Annotated in this window: 13 protein-coding genes and 3 rRNA genes; 3 read left to right on the top strand and 13 right to left on the bottom strand. The window is 66.0% G+C overall.

Annotation, left to right across the window (positions count from 1 at the left end; translation table 11 throughout):
- Positions 1-199: 199 nt before the first annotated feature.
- From OG588_RS28615 to OG588_RS28585, 7 genes are all read right to left on the bottom strand, one after another.
- Entirely contained in the window at positions 200-1,372 is a 1,173-nt protein-coding gene (locus tag OG588_RS28615; RefSeq protein WP_405949787.1) for an acetoin utilization protein AcuC, read from the bottom strand.
- Positions 1,323-2,540, bottom strand: coding sequence for an MFS transporter (locus tag OG588_RS28610; RefSeq protein WP_405949786.1), 1,218 nt, complete (start codon positions 2,538-2,540; stop codon positions 1,323-1,325). The genes OG588_RS28615 and OG588_RS28610 overlap by 50 nt, the downstream gene beginning before the upstream one ends.
- A gap of 67 nt (positions 2,541-2,607) precedes the next feature.
- Positions 2,608-3,303, bottom strand: a complete 696-nt coding sequence (locus OG588_RS28605; RefSeq protein ID WP_405949785.1) for a VC0807 family protein — start codon at positions 3,301-3,303, stop codon at positions 2,608-2,610.
- A gap of 91 nt (positions 3,304-3,394) precedes the next feature.
- The gene (locus OG588_RS28600) at positions 3,395-4,039 is read right to left on the bottom strand and encodes an HAD family phosphatase (RefSeq protein ID WP_026151092.1); all 645 of its coding nucleotides are present in this window, start codon (positions 4,037-4,039) and stop codon (positions 3,395-3,397) included.
- Between the two features lie 66 nt (positions 4,040-4,105).
- Positions 4,106-4,222 (bottom strand): 5S ribosomal RNA (rrf, locus tag OG588_RS28595).
- Between the two features lie 92 nt (positions 4,223-4,314).
- Positions 4,315-7,437: ribosomal RNA gene (locus tag OG588_RS28590) — 23S ribosomal RNA — on the bottom strand.
- A gap of 314 nt (positions 7,438-7,751) precedes the next feature.
- Positions 7,752-9,279: ribosomal RNA gene (locus OG588_RS28585) — 16S ribosomal RNA — on the bottom strand.
- Together the 16S, 23S and 5S rRNA genes form the textbook arrangement of a ribosomal RNA operon.
- Before the next feature lie 817 nt (positions 9,280-10,096).
- On the opposite strand from OG588_RS28585, the gene trpS reads away from it, so the two are divergent.
- Positions 10,097-11,092 carry a tryptophan--tRNA ligase gene (trpS, locus tag OG588_RS28580; protein WP_405949784.1) on the top strand — a complete coding sequence of 332 codons (996 nt, stop codon included), beginning with the start codon at positions 10,097-10,099 and terminating at the stop codon, positions 11,090-11,092.
- Positions 11,093-11,150: 58 nt separating this feature from the next.
- On the opposite strand, the gene proC is transcribed toward trpS, so the two are convergent.
- From proC to OG588_RS28565, 3 genes are all read right to left on the bottom strand, one after another.
- Positions 11,151-11,960 (bottom strand): pyrroline-5-carboxylate reductase, encoded by an 810-nt coding sequence (proC, locus tag OG588_RS28575; RefSeq protein ID WP_019064938.1) that lies wholly within the window; start codon positions 11,958-11,960, stop codon positions 11,151-11,153.
- 61 nt (positions 11,961-12,021) lie between these two features.
- On the bottom strand, positions 12,022-12,825 hold the full coding sequence (locus OG588_RS28570; RefSeq protein ID WP_405949783.1) for an ABC transporter permease: 804 nt from the start codon (positions 12,823-12,825) through the stop codon (positions 12,022-12,024).
- Positions 12,822-13,634 (bottom strand): ABC transporter ATP-binding protein, encoded by an 813-nt coding sequence (locus OG588_RS28565; protein ID WP_405949782.1) that lies wholly within the window; start codon positions 13,632-13,634, stop codon positions 12,822-12,824. The genes OG588_RS28570 and OG588_RS28565 overlap by 4 nt, the downstream gene beginning before the upstream one ends.
- A 249-nt stretch (positions 13,635-13,883) precedes the next feature.
- Here OG588_RS28565 and OG588_RS28560 point away from each other — a divergent pair, with 249 nt between their 5' ends.
- Positions 13,884-15,374 (top strand): SulP family inorganic anion transporter, encoded by a 1,491-nt coding sequence (locus OG588_RS28560; protein ID WP_405949781.1) that lies wholly within the window; start codon positions 13,884-13,886, stop codon positions 15,372-15,374.
- A 261-nt stretch (positions 15,375-15,635) separates the two neighbouring features.
- On the opposite strand, the gene OG588_RS28555 is transcribed toward OG588_RS28560, so the two are convergent.
- From OG588_RS28555 to OG588_RS28545, 3 genes are all read right to left on the bottom strand, one after another.
- Positions 15,636-16,424: a class I SAM-dependent methyltransferase gene (locus OG588_RS28555; RefSeq protein ID WP_405949780.1), complete on the bottom strand. Its 789-nt coding sequence runs from the start codon at positions 16,422-16,424 to the stop codon at positions 15,636-15,638.
- Between the two features lie 510 nt (positions 16,425-16,934).
- On the bottom strand, positions 16,935-17,474 hold the full coding sequence (locus OG588_RS28550) for an EamA/RhaT family transporter (protein WP_405949779.1): 540 nt from the start codon (positions 17,472-17,474) through the stop codon (positions 16,935-16,937).
- Between the two features lie 155 nt (positions 17,475-17,629).
- Positions 17,630-17,950: an SH3 domain-containing protein gene (locus tag OG588_RS28545; protein WP_019064944.1), complete on the bottom strand. Its 321-nt coding sequence runs from the start codon at positions 17,948-17,950 to the stop codon at positions 17,630-17,632.
- A 182-nt stretch (positions 17,951-18,132) separates the two neighbouring features.
- Between OG588_RS28545 and OG588_RS28540 the strand changes: the two genes are divergently transcribed.
- Complete coding sequence (locus OG588_RS28540) at positions 18,133-20,247, top strand: serine/threonine-protein kinase (protein ID WP_405949778.1); 2,115 nt, start codon at positions 18,133-18,135, stop codon at positions 20,245-20,247.
- Positions 20,248-20,353 lie beyond the last annotated feature (106 nt).

The following is a 20,353-nucleotide window of genomic DNA, read 5'->3' as shown; positions in this document are numbered from 1 at the left end:
GGTTCGACCGACCGCCCCCGGCGACCACTTCCCAGCACAGGCCAGCAAATCCAGCCCGTCCGGCGCTTGAGGACGAGGCCGTCCAGGCCGAAGCGGGGGTCTGGGGGCGGCAGCCCCCAGGGATGGGACGGGTAGGGGCGGCGGGGGCGAAAAATCCCCGCGCCCCCCGCCCCCACCCACCCGCACATCCACCGCAGACCTACGCCAACAACCCCCGCAACGGAAACACCGCCCGCCGCGCCGCCACAACAGCCTGATCAAGACGGTCGGCGGGGTCATACCCCGACTCCCAGTCGGCGTAGGCCACCGGCCACCGCCCATCAGTCATCCGCTGCGGCCCCAACTGCCGCGTCCGAGCAAACACTTCCTGCCGCCACCCCTCAGGAATCACCGCGTCCGGCGCAATCTCCTGCCCCGCAGCGATAGCCACAAGATGCGTCCACGACCGCGGCACGACCTCCACCACGGCATAACCACCCCCACCGAGCGCGACCCACTTCCCGTCGGCGTACTCGTGCGCGAGCTCATGACACGCGACCTGCACAGCCCGCTGCGCATCCAACGACACGGCGAGATGAGCAAGCGGATCCTCGAAGTGCGTATCGGCCCCGTGCTGCGTCACCAGCACCTGCGGCCGAAAGTCCGCGATCAACTCCGGTACGACAGCGTGAAAGGCCCGCAACCACCCCGCGTCCCCGGTCCCGGCCGGCAACGCCACGTTCACGGCCGACCCCTCTCCCCGCCCCGCCCCGGTCTCCTCCGGCCACCCGGTCTGCGGAAACAACGTCCGAGGATGCTCATGCAGGGAGATCGTCAACACCCGGGGGTCCTCCCAGAACGCCGCCTGGACCCCGTCCCCGTGATGCACGTCCACATCGACATACGCGACCCGCTCGGCCCCGAGCTCCAACAGCCGCGCAATAGCGAGCGAGGCGTCGTTGTAAATACAGAACCCCGAGGCAGCCCCCGGCATAGCGTGATGCAGCCCACCCGAGAAGTTCACGGCATGCAGCGCATCCCCGCCCCACACAGCTTCCGCCGCCCCCACCGACTGCCCGGCGATCAGCGCGGACACCTCATGCATCCCGGCAAAGGCAGGATCATCCATGGTCCCGAGCCCATACGCCCCGTCCGCGGACTCCGGATCGGCCGAGGCCGCCTTCACCGCCTCGACATAGTCCTCCCGGTGAACCAGCCGCAGCGTCGAATCACCGGCGGGCTTGGCCGCCACCACGTCCACGACCTCATCCAGCCCGAAGGCATCGACGAGTCTCCGGGTCAGGTCGAGCCGAACCGGGTCCATCGGATGGTCCCGGCCGAAGTCATAGCCCGTTACTGCCTCGTCCCACATCAGCTGTGCGCGCCCGCTCATGCCCGTCACCGTACCGGCCCTCCTGCGGCGCGAACGAGCGGGCGTACACCAACGTCACCAGCACCAACACCATCGGCACGAGCATCGCCCCGCGATAACTCCAGGCATCACCCAACGCCCCCACCAACGGCGAACCGATCAGAAACCCCACGTAATTGAACACATTGAGCCGCGCGATAGCCGTATCCGAAGCGCCCGGGAACAACCGCCCGGCCGCCGCAAAGGTCTGCGGCACCAACACACACAACCCGAGCCCGACCAAGGTGAACCCGAGCATCCCGACCCCGGCCCCTGGCGCCACAGCCACCACACCGAACCCCACCGCGGCCACCACCGCCCCCAGCCGCACCACAGCCGCGGCCCCGAACCGCCGCACCCCAAGATCCCCGATCCCCCGCCCGACCAGGCACATCACCATGTAGACGTTGTACGGAACGGTCGCGACCTGCTCCGAACTCCCCAGCACGTCCTTCAGATACTTCGCACTCCAGTTGGAGACGGTCGAGTCCCCGATATAGGCGAAGGTCATCACCAGGCACAGGGGCAACAGCAACTTGAAAACAAGCGACCCCGCCTCCGCACCCTCACCCTCGCCCTCCGCACCGGGCGCACCCCCGTCGACGTACCACCGACTCCCCACAAAGGCGGCCGGCAACAACACAGCCACAACCGGCAGATACGACACCCACAACGCGAGATGCCAGTGCGCCCCCGCCCAAGCCAGCGAGGCCCCCACGATCCCACCCAGGCTGTACGCGGCATGGAAGCTGAGCATGATGCTCCGCCCGTACGTCCGCTGCAGACTCACCCCGAGCATGTTCATCGAGGCATCCAGCGCACCCACGCCGAGCCCGAACGCCCCGAGCGCGACGGCCAGTTCGGCCATGCTGTCGCCCGCCCCGACCCCGAGCAGCGCCAGGAGGACGACGGGCTGGGACCAGCGCAGCAGCACGCTGGGCCGTATTCGCTTCACCAGCTGCTCGGTGGTCACACTCCCGACCCCGGCGAGGATCGGCACGGCGGCCAGGAAGACGGGCAGCAACCCGTCCGAGACCCCGTACCGGTCCTGGATCGCCGGGATGCGGGTCACGAGCAGCGCGAAGGTGGCGCCCTGAGCGAAGAAGCTGAACGCCAAAGAGGCCCTACCGCGCCGCAGCACATCTGTCATGGCGGCGAGCGTAAGGGCCCCGGCGTACTCGTGGGTAGATCCAGCCAAAGATGAATTCGGCTCACCTTTACCGAGCGGCGACCAGCGAGGGCACAACCGCAGGTGAGGGGACGTCCCCGCCCTTCAACTCCGCATCGATCATCTGGGCCATCGGCCCGACGGCGACACCCCCACTGACCACGGACGTCACGCCGATCGTCCCGATCATCACGACCGTGCCGAGCCACACCATGGTGTCCACGGGCAGCGTGTACACGCCGACGATCCGCGCGACACACTCGGCGAGCAACATCACACCCCACACCAGCGAGAAACGCCGCTCAGCCCGCCGAAAGGCCGCCGACCCACTCAACAGCCGCTCGAACGCGGCCTCCCGCTCCGGACTGCCCTTCACCAGAAAGGGCTTCATCCCGGCGGTCATCATCGGCTTCCCCATCACCACGGACACGAGGATCCCGATCCCGACGACACTGCTGATCCCACTGTCCTTGGCGAGCATCAGCCGCGGATCACCGGCCACAAAGCTGAGCAGCAGCCCGACAACATTCACGAAGAGAATCAGCACGGCGAAAGCATTGATGGTCCGCTCGGCGACAACCCCCCACACGGTCCGCACCGCCGGCACGACACTGCTCCACCCCAGCGCCGCCACGGTGCCCATCCCGAACCCGCTCTTCAACAGGTAGTACGACCCGATCGGCACCGCCACATCCGCGAGAAGCGGCCCGAAGTTCTTCCTCATGGACCCCGTGTTCGTCGTCATGCCCTCAGCCTGCCGCGAGGCACCGCCCCGTCTGTAGAGCCGATCATCCGGACCTCGACATGACAAATGTCAGTGCCCACGATGCCTCAGCTCATTCCAACAACCCAACCAACTGCCCCATGTCACCAAAGAGTTGACGAGCCCCCGAAAGCCGCTCGGCCGGAGTCATCGCAGTGAAGCCATACACATCCATCCCAGCGGCAACACCGGCCCGCACCCCCAGCGGACTGTCCTCCACGACGACACACCGCTCCGGCGCGACGCCCATCCGCTCGGCCGCGTACAGGAACAGATCCGGCGCGGGCTTCCCCCGCCCCACGTCCTCGGAGCTGAACACCCACTCCTCCTCGAACCACTCGTCCAGCCCCGTGGTCCGATGCCCCACCCGAATCCGCTCATGACTCCCGGACGACGCCACGCAGTACGGCACTCCGTCCGCGACCAGCCTCTCCAGCACGTCGACGGCCCCGGCGACCGGCTTCAACTCCCGCTCGAACGCGGCGAACACGCGGGCATGGAACACCTCGTCGAAGTCGTCCGGCAACCGCTGCCCGGTCCGCTCCTCGACGAGATCGTGGACGCGGTGCATCGCGGCACCCATGTAGTCACGGAGGGACTCCTCGTAGGAGGTCGGGTGCCCGAGCTCGGTGAGATAGCCGGCCAGGAGCCTGTTGGAGATCGGCTCACTGTCGACGAGGACACCGTCGTTGTCGAAGATCACGAGGTCATAGCGCATACCACTGAGCCTAAACGCAGAAAACCCCCGTACCGGATTAACGGTACGGGGGTTTTCGCAATATTTGTTCGGCGGCGTCCTACTCTCCCACAGGGTCCCCCCTGCAGTACCATCGGCGCTGTAAGGCTTAGCTTCCGGGTTCGGAATGTAACCGGGCGTTTCCCTCACGCTATGACCACCGAAACACTATGAAACAGACAACCGCACCACACCCGGTGGCCCCGGGCATGGGGTTGTTCGTGGTTTCAGAACCAACACAGTGGACGCGAGCAACTGAGGACAAGCCCTCGGCCTATTAGTACCGGTCACCTCCAGCGGTTACCCGCCTTCCAGATCCGGCCTATCAACCCAGTCGTCTACTGGGAGCCTTAACCCATCTAGTGGGTGGGAACACTCATCTCGAAGCAGGCTTCCCGCTTAGATGCTTTCAGCGGTTATCCCTCCCGAACGTAGCCAACCAGCCATGCCCTTGGCAGAACAACTGGCACACCAGAGGTTCGTCCGTCCCGGTCCTCTCGTACTAGGGACAGCCCTTCTCAATGTTCCTGCGCGCGCAGCGGATAGGGACCGAACTGTCTCACGACGTTCTAAACCCAGCTCGCGTACCGCTTTAATGGGCGAACAGCCCAACCCTTGGGACCGACTCCAGCCCCAGGATGCGACGAGCCGACATCGAGGTGCCAAACCATCCCGTCGATATGGACTCTTGGGGAAGATCAGCCTGTTATCCCCGGGGTACCTTTTATCCGTTGAGCGACGGCGCTTCCACAAGCCACCGCCGGATCACTAGTCCCGACTTTCGTCCCTGCTCGACCCGTCGGTCTCACAGTCAAGCTCCCTTGTGCACTTACACTCAACACCTGATTGCCAACCAGGCTGAGGGAACCTTTGGGCGCCTCCGTTACTCTTTAGGAGGCAACCGCCCCAGTTAAACTACCCATCAGACACTGTCCCTGATCCGGATCACGGACCCAGGTTAGACATCCAGCACGACCAGACTGGTATTTCAACGACGACTCCACCTGAACTGGCGTCCAAGCTTCACAGTCTCCCAGCTATCCTACACAAGCCGAACCGAACACCAATATCAAACTGTAGTAAAGGTCCCGGGGTCTTTCCGTCCTGCTGCGCGAAACGAGCATCTTTACTCGTAGTGCAATTTCACCGGGCCTATGGTTGAGACAGTCGAGAAGTCGTTACGCCATTCGTGCAGGTCGGAACTTACCCGACAAGGAATTTCGCTACCTTAGGATGGTTATAGTTACCACCGCCGTTTACTGGCGCTTAAGTTCTCAGCTTCGCACACCCGAAAGTGCACTAACCGGTCCCCTTAACGTTCCAGCACCGGGCAGGCGTCAGTCCGTATACATCGCCTTACGGCTTCGCACGGACCTGTGTTTTTAGTAAACAGTCGCTTCTCGCTGGTCTCTGCGGCCACCCCCAGCTCACGGAGTAAATCCGATCACCGGTGATGGCCCCCCTTCTCCCGAAGTTACGGGGGCATTTTGCCGAGTTCCTTAACCATAGTTCACCCGAACGCCTCGGTATTCTCTACCTGACCACCTGAGTCGGTTTAGGGTACGGGCCGCCATGAAACTCGCTAGAGGCTTTTCTCGACAGCATAGGATCATCCACTTCACCACAATCGGCTCGGCATCAGGTCTCAGACTATGTGAGTGGCGGATTTGCCTACCACTCGTCCTACACCCTTACCCCGGGACAACCACCGCCCGGGATGGACTACCTTCCTGCGTCACCCCATCACTCACCTACTGCAGGTCTGGTCCGTCGGCTCCACCACTTTCCATTCCCCGAAGGGTCCGGAACGGCTTCACGGACTTAGCATCGCCTGGTTCAATGTTTGACGCTTCACAGCGGGTACCGGAATATCAACCGGTTATCCATCGACTACGCCTGTCGGCCTCGCCTTAGGTCCCGACTTACCCTGGGCAGATCAGCTTGACCCAGGAACCCTTAGTCAATCGGCGCACACGTTTCTCACGTGTGTATCGCTACTCATGCCTGCATTCTCACTCGTGAACCGTCCACCACTAGCTTCCGCTGCGGCTTCACCCGGCACACGACGCTCCCCTACCCATCCCAGCGGGCGTTGGCCCTATTGCTGAAATGACACGACTTCGGCGGTACGCTTGAGCCCCGCTACATTGTCGGCGCGGAATCACTAGACCAGTGAGCTATTACGCACTCTTTCAAGGGTGGCTGCTTCTAAGCCAACCTCCTGGTTGTCTCTGCGACTCCACATCCTTTCCCACTTAGCGTACGCTTAGGGGCCTTAGTCGATGCTCTGGGCTGTTTCCCTCTCGACCATGGAGCTTATCCCCCACAGTCTCACTGCCGTGCTCTCACTTACCGGCATTCGGAGTTTGGCTAAGGTCAGTAACCCGGTAGGGCCCATCGCCTATCCAGTGCTCTACCTCCGGCAAGAAACACACGACGCTGCACCTAAATGCATTTCGGGGAGAACCAGCTATCACGGAGTTTGATTGGCCTTTCACCCCTAACCACAGGTCATCCCCCAGGTTTTCAACCCTGGTGGGTTCGGTCCTCCACGAAGTCTTACCTCCGCTTCAACCTGCCCATGGCTAGATCACTCCGCTTCGGGTCTTGAGCGCGCTACTGAATCGCCCTATTCGGACTCGCTTTCGCTACGGCTTCCCCACACGGGTTAACCTCGCAACACACCGCAAACTCGCAGGCTCATTCTTCAAAAGGCACGCAGTCACGACGCATTGAGTAAACTCAATGCGCGACGCTCCCACGGCTTGTAGGCACACGGTTTCAGGTACTATTTCACTCCGCTCCCGCGGTACTTTTCACCATTCCCTCACGGTACTATCCGCTATCGGTCACCAGGGAATATTTAGGCTTAGCGGGTGGTCCCGCCAGATTCACACGGGATTTCTCGGGCCCCGTGCTACTTGGGTGTCTCTCAAACGAGCCGTTGATGTTTCGACTACGGGGGTCTTACCCTCTACGCCGGACCTTTCGCATGTCCTTCGCCTACATCAACGGTTTCTGACTCGTCTCACAGCCGGCAGACTGTGAAAGAGAGATCCCACAACCCCGTATACGCAACCCCTGCCGGGTCTCACACGCATACGGTTTGGCCTCATCCGGTTTCGCTCGCCACTACTCCCGGAATCACGGTTGTTTTCTCTTCCTGCGGGTACTGAGATGTTTCACTTCCCCGCGTTCCCTCCACATACCCTATGTGTTCAGGTATGGGTGACAGCCCATGACGACTGCCGGGTTTCCCCATTCGGAAACCCCCGGATCAAAGCCTGGTTGACGACTCCCCGGGGACTATCGTGGCCTCCCACGTCCTTCATCGGTTCCTGGTGCCAAGGCATCCACCGTGCGCCCTTAAAAACTTGGCCACAGATGCTCGCGTCCACTGTGCAGTTCTCAAACAACGACCAACCACCCATCACCCCCGGTCTGTACCGGAGTTCACTGGGGTCGGCACTGAAGGCAGCTTGTTACAGCCGTGCCCTCAGACACCCAACAGCGTGCCCGGCACCGTCGTCACTCGAGGTCAGCTTTCCACGCTCCGAAGAGCAGTACTTGCAGCCCGAGATGACGGACAGTGCCGAATAATCAACGTTCCACCCTTGAGCAACCACCGTCGAACGTGTGCCGACGTAATGGCCCTGGACCACTGAGCAAGCTCAGCGGCCTAGATGCTCCTTAGAAAGGAGGTGATCCAGCCGCACCTTCCGGTACGGCTACCTTGTTACGACTTCGTCCCAATCGCCAGTCCCACCTTCGACAGCTCCCTCCCCACAAGGGGGTTGGGCCACCGGCTTCGGGTGTTACCGACTTTCGTGACGTGACGGGCGGTGTGTACAAGGCCCGGGAACGTATTCACCGCAGCAATGCTGATCTGCGATTACTAGCAACTCCGACTTCATGGGGTCGAGTTGCAGACCCCAATCCGAACTGAGACCGGCTTTTTGAGATTCGCTCCACCTCACGGTATCGCAGCTCATTGTACCGGCCATTGTAGCACGTGTGCAGCCCAAGACATAAGGGGCATGATGACTTGACGTCGTCCCCACCTTCCTCCGAGTTGACCCCGGCGGTCTCCTGTGAGTCCCCGTCACCCCGAAGGGCACGCTGGCAACACAGGACAAGGGTTGCGCTCGTTGCGGGACTTAACCCAACATCTCACGACACGAGCTGACGACAGCCATGCACCACCTGTACACCGACCACAAGGGGGGCACTATCTCTAATGCTTTCCGGTGTATGTCAAGCCTTGGTAAGGTTCTTCGCGTTGCGTCGAATTAAGCCACATGCTCCGCTGCTTGTGCGGGCCCCCGTCAATTCCTTTGAGTTTTAGCCTTGCGGCCGTACTCCCCAGGCGGGGAACTTAATGCGTTAGCTGCGGCACCGACGACGTGGAATGTCGCCAACACCTAGTTCCCACCGTTTACGGCGTGGACTACCAGGGTATCTAATCCTGTTCGCTCCCCACGCTTTCGCTCCTCAGCGTCAGTAATGGCCCAGAGATCCGCCTTCGCCACCGGTGTTCCTCCTGATATCTGCGCATTTCACCGCTACACCAGGAATTCCGATCTCCCCTACCACACTCTAGCTAGCCCGTATCGAATGCAGACCCGGGGTTAAGCCCCGGGCTTTCACACCCGACGTGACAAGCCGCCTACGAGCTCTTTACGCCCAATAATTCCGGACAACGCTTGCGCCCTACGTATTACCGCGGCTGCTGGCACGTAGTTAGCCGGCGCTTCTTCTGCAGGTACCGTCACTTGCGCTTCTTCCCTGCTGAAAGAGGTTTACAACCCGAAGGCCGTCATCCCTCACGCGGCGTCGCTGCATCAGGCTTTCGCCCATTGTGCAATATTCCCCACTGCTGCCTCCCGTAGGAGTCTGGGCCGTGTCTCAGTCCCAGTGTGGCCGGTCGCCCTCTCAGGCCGGCTACCCGTCGTCGCCTTGGTGAGCCATTACCTCACCAACAAGCTGATAGGCCGCGGGCTCATCCTGCACCGCCGGAGCTTTTAACCCCCACACATGAGTGCAGGAGTATTATCCGGTATTAGACCCCGTTTCCAGGGCTTGTCCCAGAGTGCAGGGCAGATTGCCCACGTGTTACTCACCCGTTCGCCACTAATCCCCACCGAAGTGGTTCATCGTTCGACTTGCATGTGTTAAGCACGCCGCCAGCGTTCGTCCTGAGCCAGGATCAAACTCTCCGTGAATGTTTTCCCGTAATCGGGACCACACACACGAGAGCGGAACAGTCAGGCGGAATAAGCCCGACCGTTCACAGCGTCCTCGCTGTATGTTTTCTTCAAAGGAACCTCGCCCCAACCATCAGATGATGACTGGAGACGGGGTATCAACATATCTGGCGTTGATTTTTGGCACGCTGTTGAGTTCTCAAGGAACGGACGCTTCCTTTGTACTCACCCTCTCGGGCTTTCCTCCGGGCTTTTCCCTTCGGTCTTGCGTTTCCGACTCTATCAGACCGTTTCCGGTTCCGATTTCCTCGGTGCTTTCCAGGTTTCCCTTTCCGGCGGTTCCGACTCTATCAGATCCTTTCGGGCCTGACTCCCAGTCAGAGTGGGCTGCCATCCCGGCCGTTGGGCCGTTCCGACGAGTGAGACTTTAGCGGAATCCTGAGTCCCGAGCGAATCGGGGGGGTGCGTCCTTTCGAACACGGATTCCTCATTTCGCAAATACGCATGGCAATACAACGCGACGACGGATCGTCGATTGTTTGTAGGTACTTGCGGAATGGCTGTCCGGGGACCGACCGGAGTCGGCGCTCACGTCGGACAACTCGGAGAACACTACGTATGCGGTCAGGGCGTGTCAACTCCGCTCCGGAGAGCACCGTGGAGGCGTACGCTCGGTGACGTGACTACGCATACGTGCACCCAGCAGTGGTGGGCCGCCTGACGGCGGCCGTACACACGTATGTACTCAACGGCCGCCGCCTCGGCGGCCGTTCGCGTTTCTCCCTCCAGAGGGTCGGCCGGCCGGGTGCGGCGGTCTCGACCAGGAGGTAGCGAGATGACACGGGTCTTCAGTGGGGTCAAGCCGACCGGGCACCTGACGCTGGGGAACTACCTGGGCGCCATTCGGCGGTGGGTCGACGTGGATCAGCGGCAGAGCGACGCGCTGTTCTGTGTGGTGGATCTGCACGCGCTGACCGTGGACCACGATCCGGCGCGGGTGCGCAGGCTCAGTCGGCAGGCGGCGACGTTGTTGCTGGCGGCTGGGCTGGATCCCGAGCTGTGCACCGTGTTCGTACAGAGTCATGTGGACGAGCACGCGCGGCTGTCGTACGTCATGGAGTGCGTGGCCACCGACGGTGAGATGCGGCGGATGGTCCAGTACAAGGAGAAAGCCGCGCGTGAGCGGGAGCGGGGCGGGAGTGTGCGGCTGTCCTTGCTGACGTATCCCGTGCTGATGGCGGCGGACATCCTGGCGTACGGGACGGACGAGGTGCCGGTCGGGGACGACCAGACGCAGCATGTGGAGCTGACCCGGGATCTGGCGGTGCGGTTCAACCAGCGGTACGGGCACACGTTCGTGGTGCCTCGGGCGACGCGGCCGGGGGTGGCGGCTCGGGTGATGAACCTCCAGGAGCCGACTTCGAAGATGGGGAAGTCGGACGACGCCGGGCCGGGCATCGTCTATCTGCTGGACGAGCCCGATGTCGTACGGAAGAAGGTCATGCGGGCCGTGACCGACAGTGCGGCGGAGGTCGTCTACGACCGGGAGGCGCGGCCGGGGGTGGCCAATCTGCTGGAGATCCTGGCCGCTTGCGGTGGTGGGAACCCCGAGGACCTGAGCGGTGTATATGAGTCGTACGGCGCTTTGAAGAAGGACACGGCGGAGGCCGTGGTCGAGCTGCTCAGGCCCGTGCAGGAGAGGCACAAGGAGTTGTGCGCGGATCCCGCTTATGTGGAAGGGGTGTTGCGGGATGGGGCGGAGAAGGCGAGAGAGATGGCGAAGCCGATGGTCGACAGCGCCTATCGAGCCATCGGGCTTCTGCCTGCGTAGCGGACCGGCGCCGGCTGACCGGATAGCCGGCCAGCCATCTGTCTGGCTGGACAACTAACTAGCTGTTTCCGGAGGCCAGTTCGCGGCTGCGGTCGCGGGCTGCCTCCAGTGCGGCGATGAGTGCGGCGCGTACGCCGTGGTTCTCCAGTTCGCGGATGGCGTTGATCGTCGTGCCGGCGGGCGAGGTGACGTTCTCGCGGAGCTTCACCGGGTGCTCGCCGCTGTCGCGGAGCATGACGGCGGCGCCGATCGCGGACTGGACGATGAGGTCATGGGCCTTGTCGCGCGGCAGGCCGAGCAGGATGCCCGCGTCCGTCATGGCTTCGACCAGGTAGAAGAAGTACGCCGGGCCGGAGCCGGAGAGAGCGGTGCAGGCGTCCTGCTGGGACTCGGGGACGCGGAGCGTCTTGCCCACGGCGCCGAAGATCTCGTCGGCGTACGCGAGATGGGCCTCGGTGGCGTGGCTGCCGGCGGAGATGACGGACATGGCCTCGTCGACGAGGGCGGGGGTGTTCGTCATGACACGGACGACGGGGGTGCCTGCGGCCAGGCGCTCCTCGAAGAAGGAGGTGGGGATGCCCGCCGCGCCGCTGATGACCAGGCGGTCGGCGGGGAGGTGCGGGGCGAGTTCGTCGAGGAGGGTGCCCATGTCCTGCGGCTTGACCGTGAGGATCAGGGTGTCGGCACTCTTCGCGGCCTCCGGGTTGGTGACCGGGGTGACTCCGTGGCGGGCGCGGAGTTCCTCGGCTCGCTCGGGGCGGCGGGCGGTGACCAGGAGGTCGGCCGGGGCCCAGCCCGCTCGGATCATTCCGCTGAGCAGGGCTTCGCCGATCTTGCCGGTGCCGAGGACTGCGACTTTCTGGGTCATGGGGTCATCCTCGCACCGGCAACGGGCACGGGGCGGTGGCTGTCCGGCTGGCGGAACACCGTTATGCCGTGCGCCTCCTCAGGGTCGCCGCGCCCAGGCACAGCACCAGCAGGGCGCAGCCGGCCACGATCAGGGCGTCGCGGACGAAGGTGGCGGTCATGTCCGTGTGTTTGAGGACCTCGTTCATACCGTCGACGGCGTACGACATGGGCAGGACGTCGGAGATGGCTTCCAGGACGGGGTGCATGTCGGAGCGGGGAGTGAAGAGGCCGCAGAGGAGGAGTTGGGGGAAGATCACCGCCGGCATGAACTGGACGGCCTGGAACTCGGAGGCGGCGAAGGCCGACACGAAGAGGCCCAGGGCGGTGCCGAGCAGGGCGTCGAGGAGGGCGACCAGGAGGAGAAGCCAGGGGCTGCCAATGACGTCGAGGCCCAGGAACCAGACCGCGAGGCCGGTCGCCAGGGCCGACTGGATGATCGCGAGGAAGCCGAAGGCCAGGGCGTAGCCGGCAATCAGGTCGCCCTTGCCCAGGGGCATCGCGAGGAGGCGTTCGAGGGTGCCGGAGGTGCGTTCGCGCAGGGTGGCGATGGAGGTGACCAGGAACATCGTGATGAGGGGGAAGATGCCGAGGAGTGAGGCGCCGATGCTGTCGAAGGTGCGCGGGCTGCCGTCGAAGACGTAGCGCAGCAGGACGAGCATCAGGCAGGGGATGAGGATCAGCAGCGCGATCGTGCGGGGGTCGTGGCGGAGCTGGCGCAGGACCCGGGCGGCGGTGGCTGTGGTGCGGGAGGCGCTGAGGGCGCGGGCCGGGGCGGGTGCGGTGGTCGTCGCAGCGGCTGTGGTGGTTGTGGTTGTCGTACTCATCGGGTCGTCTCCTTCTGGCGGGCGGTGGATACGGCCTCGTCGACCAGGTGCAGGAAGGCCGCCTCGACCGTGTCGGAGCCGGTGGCGGTGCGGAGGGCGTCCGGGGTGTCGTCGGCGAGGATCTCGCCCTCGCGCATCAGGAGGAGGCGGTGGCAGCGCTCCGCCTCGTCCATGACGTGGGAGGAGATGAGGAGGGTGGCGCCGCGGGAGGCGGCGATGTCGTGGAAGAGGGCCCACAGGTCGCGGCGGAGGACGGGGTCGAGGCCGACGGTGGGTTCGTCGAGGACGAGGAGCTCCGGGGTGCCGAGGAGCGCGACCGCGAGGGAGACGCGGCTGCGTTGGCCGCCGGAGAGGTTGCCGGCGAGGGAGTCGGCGTGGGTGGTGAGGTCCACGTCCGTGATCGCGCGGGTGACGTCGTCGTGGCGGCGGGTGGCGGCGGCTCGGCCGGGGTCGAGGATCGCGGCGAAGTAGTCCATGTTCTGACGGACCGTCAAGTCGTCGTAAACGGAGGGGGCTTGGGTGACGTAGCCGATGCGGGTGCGAAGGGTGGGGTGGCCGGCGGGGCGGCCGAGGACGTTCAGGGTGCCGGTGACCTTGGCCTGGGTGCCGACGATCGAGCGCATGAGGGTCGATTTGCCGCAGCCGGAGGGGCCGAGGAGGCCGGTGATCTGGCCTCGCGGGACGGTGAAGTCGAGGGCGCGGAGGACCGTGCGGGGGCCGCGGGTGACGGTGAGGGATTCGGCTTGGACGGCGGGTTCGGGGGCTGTGCCGGGTTCCGTGCCGGGTGGGTCGGCCATGTAATTCATCATGTGATGAATAATGCTCTCGGGCGGCACGGCCGTCAAGCGGGTGCGCGGGACGGCGCAGGCGCGTGGTGGCGTGATCGGAGTGGGGTGCTCCGGTATGGATGCCTCCGCGTTCACGGGGTGGCAACACGGAGGGGGTGCGCGGCCAACTCGCTTTCCTGACAATGGATTTCAGTTCGCCGTGCCCTCCCCCGGTGCGGCGCCCACGCATCTCCCGTCTGGCTCAGTCCTGTCTTCGGAGGTGCCGTTGTCATGCGTGTCGTGCGCTGTCGTGTGAGCAAGGCCGATCTGTTCGCTTCTCTTGTCGTCTTTCTCGTCGCGCTCCCGTTGTGTGTGGGTGTGGCGATCGCCTCCGGGGTGCCGGCCGAGTTGGGGCTGGTCACCGGGATCGTCGGTGGGCTGGTCGTCGGGGCGTTGCCCGGGAGCAGCCTGCAAGTGAGCGGTCCGGCTGCCGGGCTGACCGTGCTCGTGTACGAGGCCGTGCGGGCGTACGGCGTCGAGGCGCTCGGGGTGCGGGTGTTCGCCGCCGGGGTGGTGCAGTTGGGGCTCGGGGTGCTGCGGCTCGGGCGGTGGTTCCGGGCCGTGTCTTCGGCCGTGGTGCAGGGGATGCTCGCCGGGATCGGGCTGGTGCTGGTCGCCGGGCAGGTGTACGCGCTCGGTGATGTCGCCGCGCCGGCGGGCGGGGTGGGGAAGCTCGCCGGGCTGGTGTCGTTGCCGGGGGCGGTGGATCCGGTGGCGTTGTCAGTGGGGGGTGCCACCATTGCCGTACTGCTGCTGTGGCCTCGGTGGGGGCGGGGGGCTCGGCTGGTTCCCGCGCCGTTGGTGGCCGTGGGGTTGGCTGCGGTGGTGACCGGGGTGTTCGACCTGTCGGTGCGGCGGGTGGAGGTGCGGGGGCTGGTCGGTGCCGTGCGGGTGCCGGAGTGGGGGGATTTCGGGCGGCTTACGGAAGTGGGGGTGATCGGGACGGTCGTGGCGTTCGCGTTGATCGCGTCGGCGGAGTCGTTGTTCAGCGCGGCGGCGGTGGACCGGCTGCACCGGGGGCCGCGGACGGATTACGACCGGGAGTTGGTCGCGCAGGGCGCCGGGAACGTGGTGTGCGGGGTGCTCGGGGCGTTGCCGATGACCGCGGTGATCGTGCTGAGTGCGGTTGGGGGTACCCCCTCTGGGGGAGTCCGGGCGGGCACGCGGACGAAGGCGTCGCGGGTGTTGCACGGTGGGTGGTTGCTGGTGTTCACGGCTTTGTTGCCCGGGGTGTTGGGGCTGGTTCCGGTGGCGGCGCTGGCGGGGTTGCTCGTACATGCCGGGTGCGGGCTCGTGCCGGTGCGGCAGGTGCGGGGGTTGTGGCGCGGGCATCGGGGTGAGGTGGTCGTGCTCGGGGTGACCGCGGTGGCGATCGTGGTGGGGAATCTGCTTGAGGGGGTGCTGGTCGGGCTGGCGTTGGCCGTGGCGAAGACCGCGTGGGACATCAGTCATGTGCAGGTGGAGACGGAGGACCTCGGGGACGCGGGGATCGTCGTACGGGTGCTGGGGCATGCGACGTTTCTACGGCTGCCGAAGCTGTTGGACGCGTTGGAGGGGTTGCCGGGTGATCGGGTGGTGCGGCTGGAGTTGGGTGGGTTGCGGCATGTGGATCATGCGTGTGCGGCGGCGTTGGAGGGGTGGGTTGCTGGGCAGGGGCGAGGGCGAGGGTCGGGGCCTGGGCTGGGGTTGGGTGAGGGGGTAACGGCCGTGCGGGGAACGTGAATTGGCGTTGACGGATCGGCGAGTTGGCGAGTTGGCGAGTTGACAGTCGGCGATTGCCGGGGTGGGGCGTGCGTTGACTGGCGGTGCGGGTGGGGTGGGGCCGGGTTGGGGGTGGGGGTTCGGGTTAGTTGCGGGGGGGGCGGGTGCGTGGGGGCTGGTCGCGGCCGCGCGGTGGAGCCGCATATCGACACGGCCCCGCGCCACCAAGGGCGTCAGGGTGGGCGGGGTGATGGGGCGGGCGGCCGTCAGGGGGTCAGGTGGTCAGGGTGTGAGGGCTACGACGAGTTCCACGACGTAGGTCTCCTCGACGGTCTCGTCCGGGAACACGGTTCGCAGGTGGTTCCGCTCTTCGGTGAGGAAGGCGTTCGTGCTGTCTTCGTCGTGGACCAGGAAGACCGAGTGGCTGCCGATGTTGGCCAGGTGTGTGTCGATCGGGACGTGGCGGCTCCAACGGACCCTCCGGTGGGCGAAGTTGAGTCGGCCGGTGGGATCGGCGAGCGCGGTACGCAGGCCGCTGCCGTTCTGCTCCACGACGGGGTCGATGCCGAAGTGAATTCGGATGCGTTCCGACTGTTCGGCGATCCACGGCACGTCGACGGCGTTGGTGTTCCACCACAGCGCGAGTGCGCCGCCCGGGCGCAGCACGCGGAGCGCTTCCGGGACCGACTTGGTGGTGTCGGTCCAGTGCCAGGCCTGGGCGTAGGTGAGGAAGTCGACGGAGTGGTCGGTGAGGGGGAGGGCGTTGCCGTTGCCCCGGACGATCGGGACGTCGGGGAGGGCGCGGCGGAACTGGGCCGCCATGCCGTCACCGGGTTCGATCGCGACGACCTCGGCGCCGCGGGCGTGCAGGAGGGAGGTCGCGATGCCGGTGCCCGCGCCGACGTCTGCGACGCGGGCGCCGGTGAGGGGGTGACCTGCGAGTTCCTCGATGGCGTCGAAGAGGGCGGGTGGGTAGGAGGGGCGGTTCTCGGCGTACTGGGCCGCGGCGGCGTTGAAGGAGTGGGCTCGGGCGGCGGGAGAGGGGGGCGAGGAGTGCGACGAGGTGGTCATGGGGCCATGGTCGCTGGGGTGGGTGTGGGGTGCAGGGGATTTTGGTGACAGATGGGGTGGGGAGAGGAGGGGGGAGAGGGGAGGAGCGGGGCCGGGGTTGGGCCGGGCCGGGCCGGGAAGCGTGGGGGTGCCAGGGGAGGGTGCCGGTGGGGTGGTGGCCGTGGTTTGGTGGGGCGACGGTTGTGGTTCAGCCGGGGTGATGGTGGTTCACCGGGCAGCGGTTGAGCGGCCGGAGCGGCGGTGGTTCGGCCGCCTATGACCACCCAAGACACCTCAGGTACCGAGTTCCTGCGAGCCGGAGACTCCCAAGCCGCCGTACCCACTCAAGAAGCGCATGTCGCCCAAGTCGCCCACGACACCTGGGTCACCCCAGCCACTCCGGTGGTCCTGGGCACCCCGCTCACCCAACGAGCCCCAACTGCCGGACACTTCGCAGCTCCCCAGATACCGAAGCTTGCCGGGTGTCGAATCTTCCCCGGTGTCACACCCCCGGGTAACGAAAGCCCCAGCTCAAGACCGCCGGCGCTTCTTAGAAGGATTCCCGGTGCGGCGCTTCGTGCGCTTCTCGTGTTGGGTCTGGGCCGCCTCGTACTCCTGGCGGTGGAGGTTCTCGCTGGGGGCCTCCACCAGGGAGCGGGCGAAGTACGCGAGGAGGGAGCCTACGAAGCCGATGGCCAGGAGGCCGCGGAGGGAGGCCTGGCGGTCGGGGTCGGGGCGTTTTTTGAAGGCTTCCCAGGTGTGACCGAAGGCGAGGGCGCTACAGATTGCGAACATCGCGATGACCAGGAGGGTGACGAAGCTGCCGACGTCCGCGATCTGGATGCCCTGGTAGGCGAAGCGGAGGATCAGGCAGGCGGCGATGGCCGCAAGGAGTGAGCCGGCGGACGCGGCGATACGGCGTGCGGTGTAGCCGTCGTCGTGGTTCACCCAGGTGGTGCCGAAGAAGCGGAGGGGTTCGGGGCGCGGGCCTGTCTGTGTGCCTGTGCCTGTGCCTGCGCTCGGGGAGCCCTCGGGGGTGTCCTGGGTGCCGGTGCCTGTCTCGTCGTTCACGGGACGATTATGGCTCCGGGGGTGGGCGGGGGCTCCCGTTGGGGCTGTTCGCGTGTAGTTGTCGGTGGTTGTACGGAACTGTGTCGCGCCGGCCGTGACCAGTGGGCCCGGCTCCAGGAGAAGGGCTCCGGATCACGGTCGGCGCGATGGTGCGGTCAGGAGCAGTGCGGGCGGACGTAGCCGTCGCTGCCGGTGTTCACGTACGCGTCGGAGATGTACTCGCCGTCGTCGATGTTGTCCCAGATGTTCGTCGTGCCGTAGTAGCCGGTCACCGTGGTGCCCGGCGTCTGGCAGTAGATCGGGACCTGGGAGCCCTCGGCCAGGACGCGGACGATGGTGTAGCCGGTGCCCGGGCCGCTGCGGACGTTGACGCGGGTGTTGGGCGCTATCGAGTAGTAGTGCAGGGCCGCCGCCGCGGTCGTGACGGCTTCCGTCGTGCCTTCGCCCTCGACCCCTTCAATACGGTCAACAGACATGAAAAACCTCCCCCGTTCGCCCCCATGACTGCCATGGGGTCCCGATGATTCCCCTAAAACACGCCATGAAACATATGTGCGCAACTCGCACGCGGAAGCCAGCAAGCCGTCTCTGTCCCGCACGGGTCATCGACTAGGCTCCGTGCGTCGCGCGCGCGGACGATCAGCACGGGGGTGGTTCCATGGCGCCACAGCACGGCACCGGAGCGGGCGCGGAAGCGGAACTTCCCGAGTACGCCGGTCACTACCGCCTGGAGTCCTGCCTGGGCTCCGGCGGCATGGGCGTGGTGCATCTCGCGCAGAGCACCTCCGGGATGAAGGTCGCCGTGAAGGTCGTCCACGCGGAGTTCGCCCAGGACCCCGAGTTCAGGGGGCGGTTCCGGCAGGAGGTGGCTGCCGCGCGGCGGGTGAGCGGGGCCTTCACCGCGCCGGTGGTCGATGCCGATCCGGAGGCCCAACGGCCGTGGATGGCAACGTCGTTCATCCCCGGGCCGACCCTGTCCGAGCATGTGAAGCGGAACGGGCCCATGGCACCGGGTGAGTTGCGCCGGCTGATGGCGGGACTGGCCGAGGCGCTGCGTGACATCCATCGGGTCGGCGTCGTACACAGAGATCTCAAGCCGAGCAACGTGCTGCTCGCCGAGGACGGGCCGAAGGTCATCGACTTCGGTATTTCCCGGCCGAAAGACAGCGAACTGCGCACCGAGACGGGCAAGTTGATCGGCACGCCGCCGTTCATGGCACCGGAGCAGTTCCGGCGGCCCCGGGAGGTCGGTCCGGCCGCCGACATCTTCGCCCTCGGGTCCGTACTGGTGCACGCGGCGACCGGGCGCGGGCCGTTCGACTCCGACAGCCCGTACGTCGTCGCCTATCAAGTCGTCCACGACGAGCCGGACTTGGCCGGTCTGCCGGAGAACATCGCGCCGCTGGTGCTGCGTTGCCTCGCCAAGGAGCCCGAGGACCGGCCCACGCCCGACGAGTTGATGCGTGAACTGCGGTCCGTGTCGGCCTCGTACGACACGCAGGCGTACATACCGGCACCGCGGCGGACCGGTGCCACGCCGGTGCCGGAGCGCCGTACGGAAGAGACGGAGGAGCCCGAGCAGTCCGAACGGCGGCGCGGGCCGCGGCTCGGCAAGCGGTTCGCGCTCGGGGCGGGCGCGCTCGGGCTGGCCGCGATCGGCACGGTCGCCTCGCTCCAGTTGTCCGACGCCGGTGACACTCCGCCGAAGGGCACCACCCCGCACGCCACGTCCAGCGCCGCGTTCGGCGGGTGGCAGGCGACCCCGGTCTCCAAGAAGAGCACGCCCCAATGCTCGTACGGGGCAGGGAAGTTGCTCTGTGCGCAGCCCGGGGTGGTGTTCGCCCTGGATCCGTCCGACGGGCGGGTGCTGTGGCGGCACTCCGTCGCCACGACGCACCGGAGCGGGCCGCCGGTCCTGTCGGGCGGCCTGGTGCAGCCCTCGTTGGACAGCGGCCGGCGACTGGAGGCGCTCGATCCGGCTTCGGGCAAGGTGCGTTGGCAGCAGACCGTCCCCGCGTACACCGGGCTGGCGGACGCCGGCGGCATGCTCCTGCTCACCCATGCGGACGGGACGGTCACGGCGGTGGACGCCGCTTCGGGCGCCACGAAGTGGAGCCACCGGATTCCGGGCCAACAGGCGCCGTACTTCACCTCGTTCACCGGGGACCCGTCGGCGTACGCGACGAACACGTCGGACGACGGGGCGAACACCCGGGTGACGGCGGTGGATCCGGACACGGGCGCGGTGCGCTGGGACGCGCGGCTGAAGGGGACGTTGAAGCCCGTCGGCACCGCGGGCGGGTCCTTGTATCTCCTCTCGGTCGACACCGTCTACGCGTCCACGAAGGCCGTGGTCCGCTACACCCCGGACACCGGAGCCGTGCGGCGCGTGACGCTGCCGCTGGCCCTCGACCAGGGTCACGGGACCGTGCGCGGGAACGTCGTCTATGTCATGGGGGCCGGCGGATCGCTGGTGGCCGTGGACATGGACGCGCGCAGGCAGGTGTGGAGTCTGGAGACGGCCGTACAGCGGGGGTCCACACCGGTCGCGGACGGACGGCAGGTGTACATCACCGCCGCGGACGGGCGGTTGCTCGCCGTGGACGCCCGCGCGGGCAAGCTCGTCGGGCAGACGCCCGCACGCCTCGACTCCAACTCGGACCAGATCAGCGCGGCGCTGCCCGAACCCGTCCTAGCGGACGGTCGCGTGTACGCCGCCGCGCCGGACGGCACGGTCTTCGCCGTCAACTCCCGTGCGCCCGGGGCCTGGTAGCCGCAGCAAGGCCAACTCCCGTACGTCTGGCGGCTGGTGGCCGTAGAAAAGCCAACTCCCGTACGCCCGCGGCCCGGTAGCCGTAGAGAGGCCAAGTCCCCAAGGC

The organism is Streptomyces prunicolor (genome assembly GCF_045162825.1).
Lineage (GTDB): Bacteria > Actinomycetota > Actinomycetes > Streptomycetales > Streptomycetaceae > Streptomyces > Streptomyces prunicolor.
This window is presented reverse-complemented; position numbering and strand designations above follow the sequence as displayed.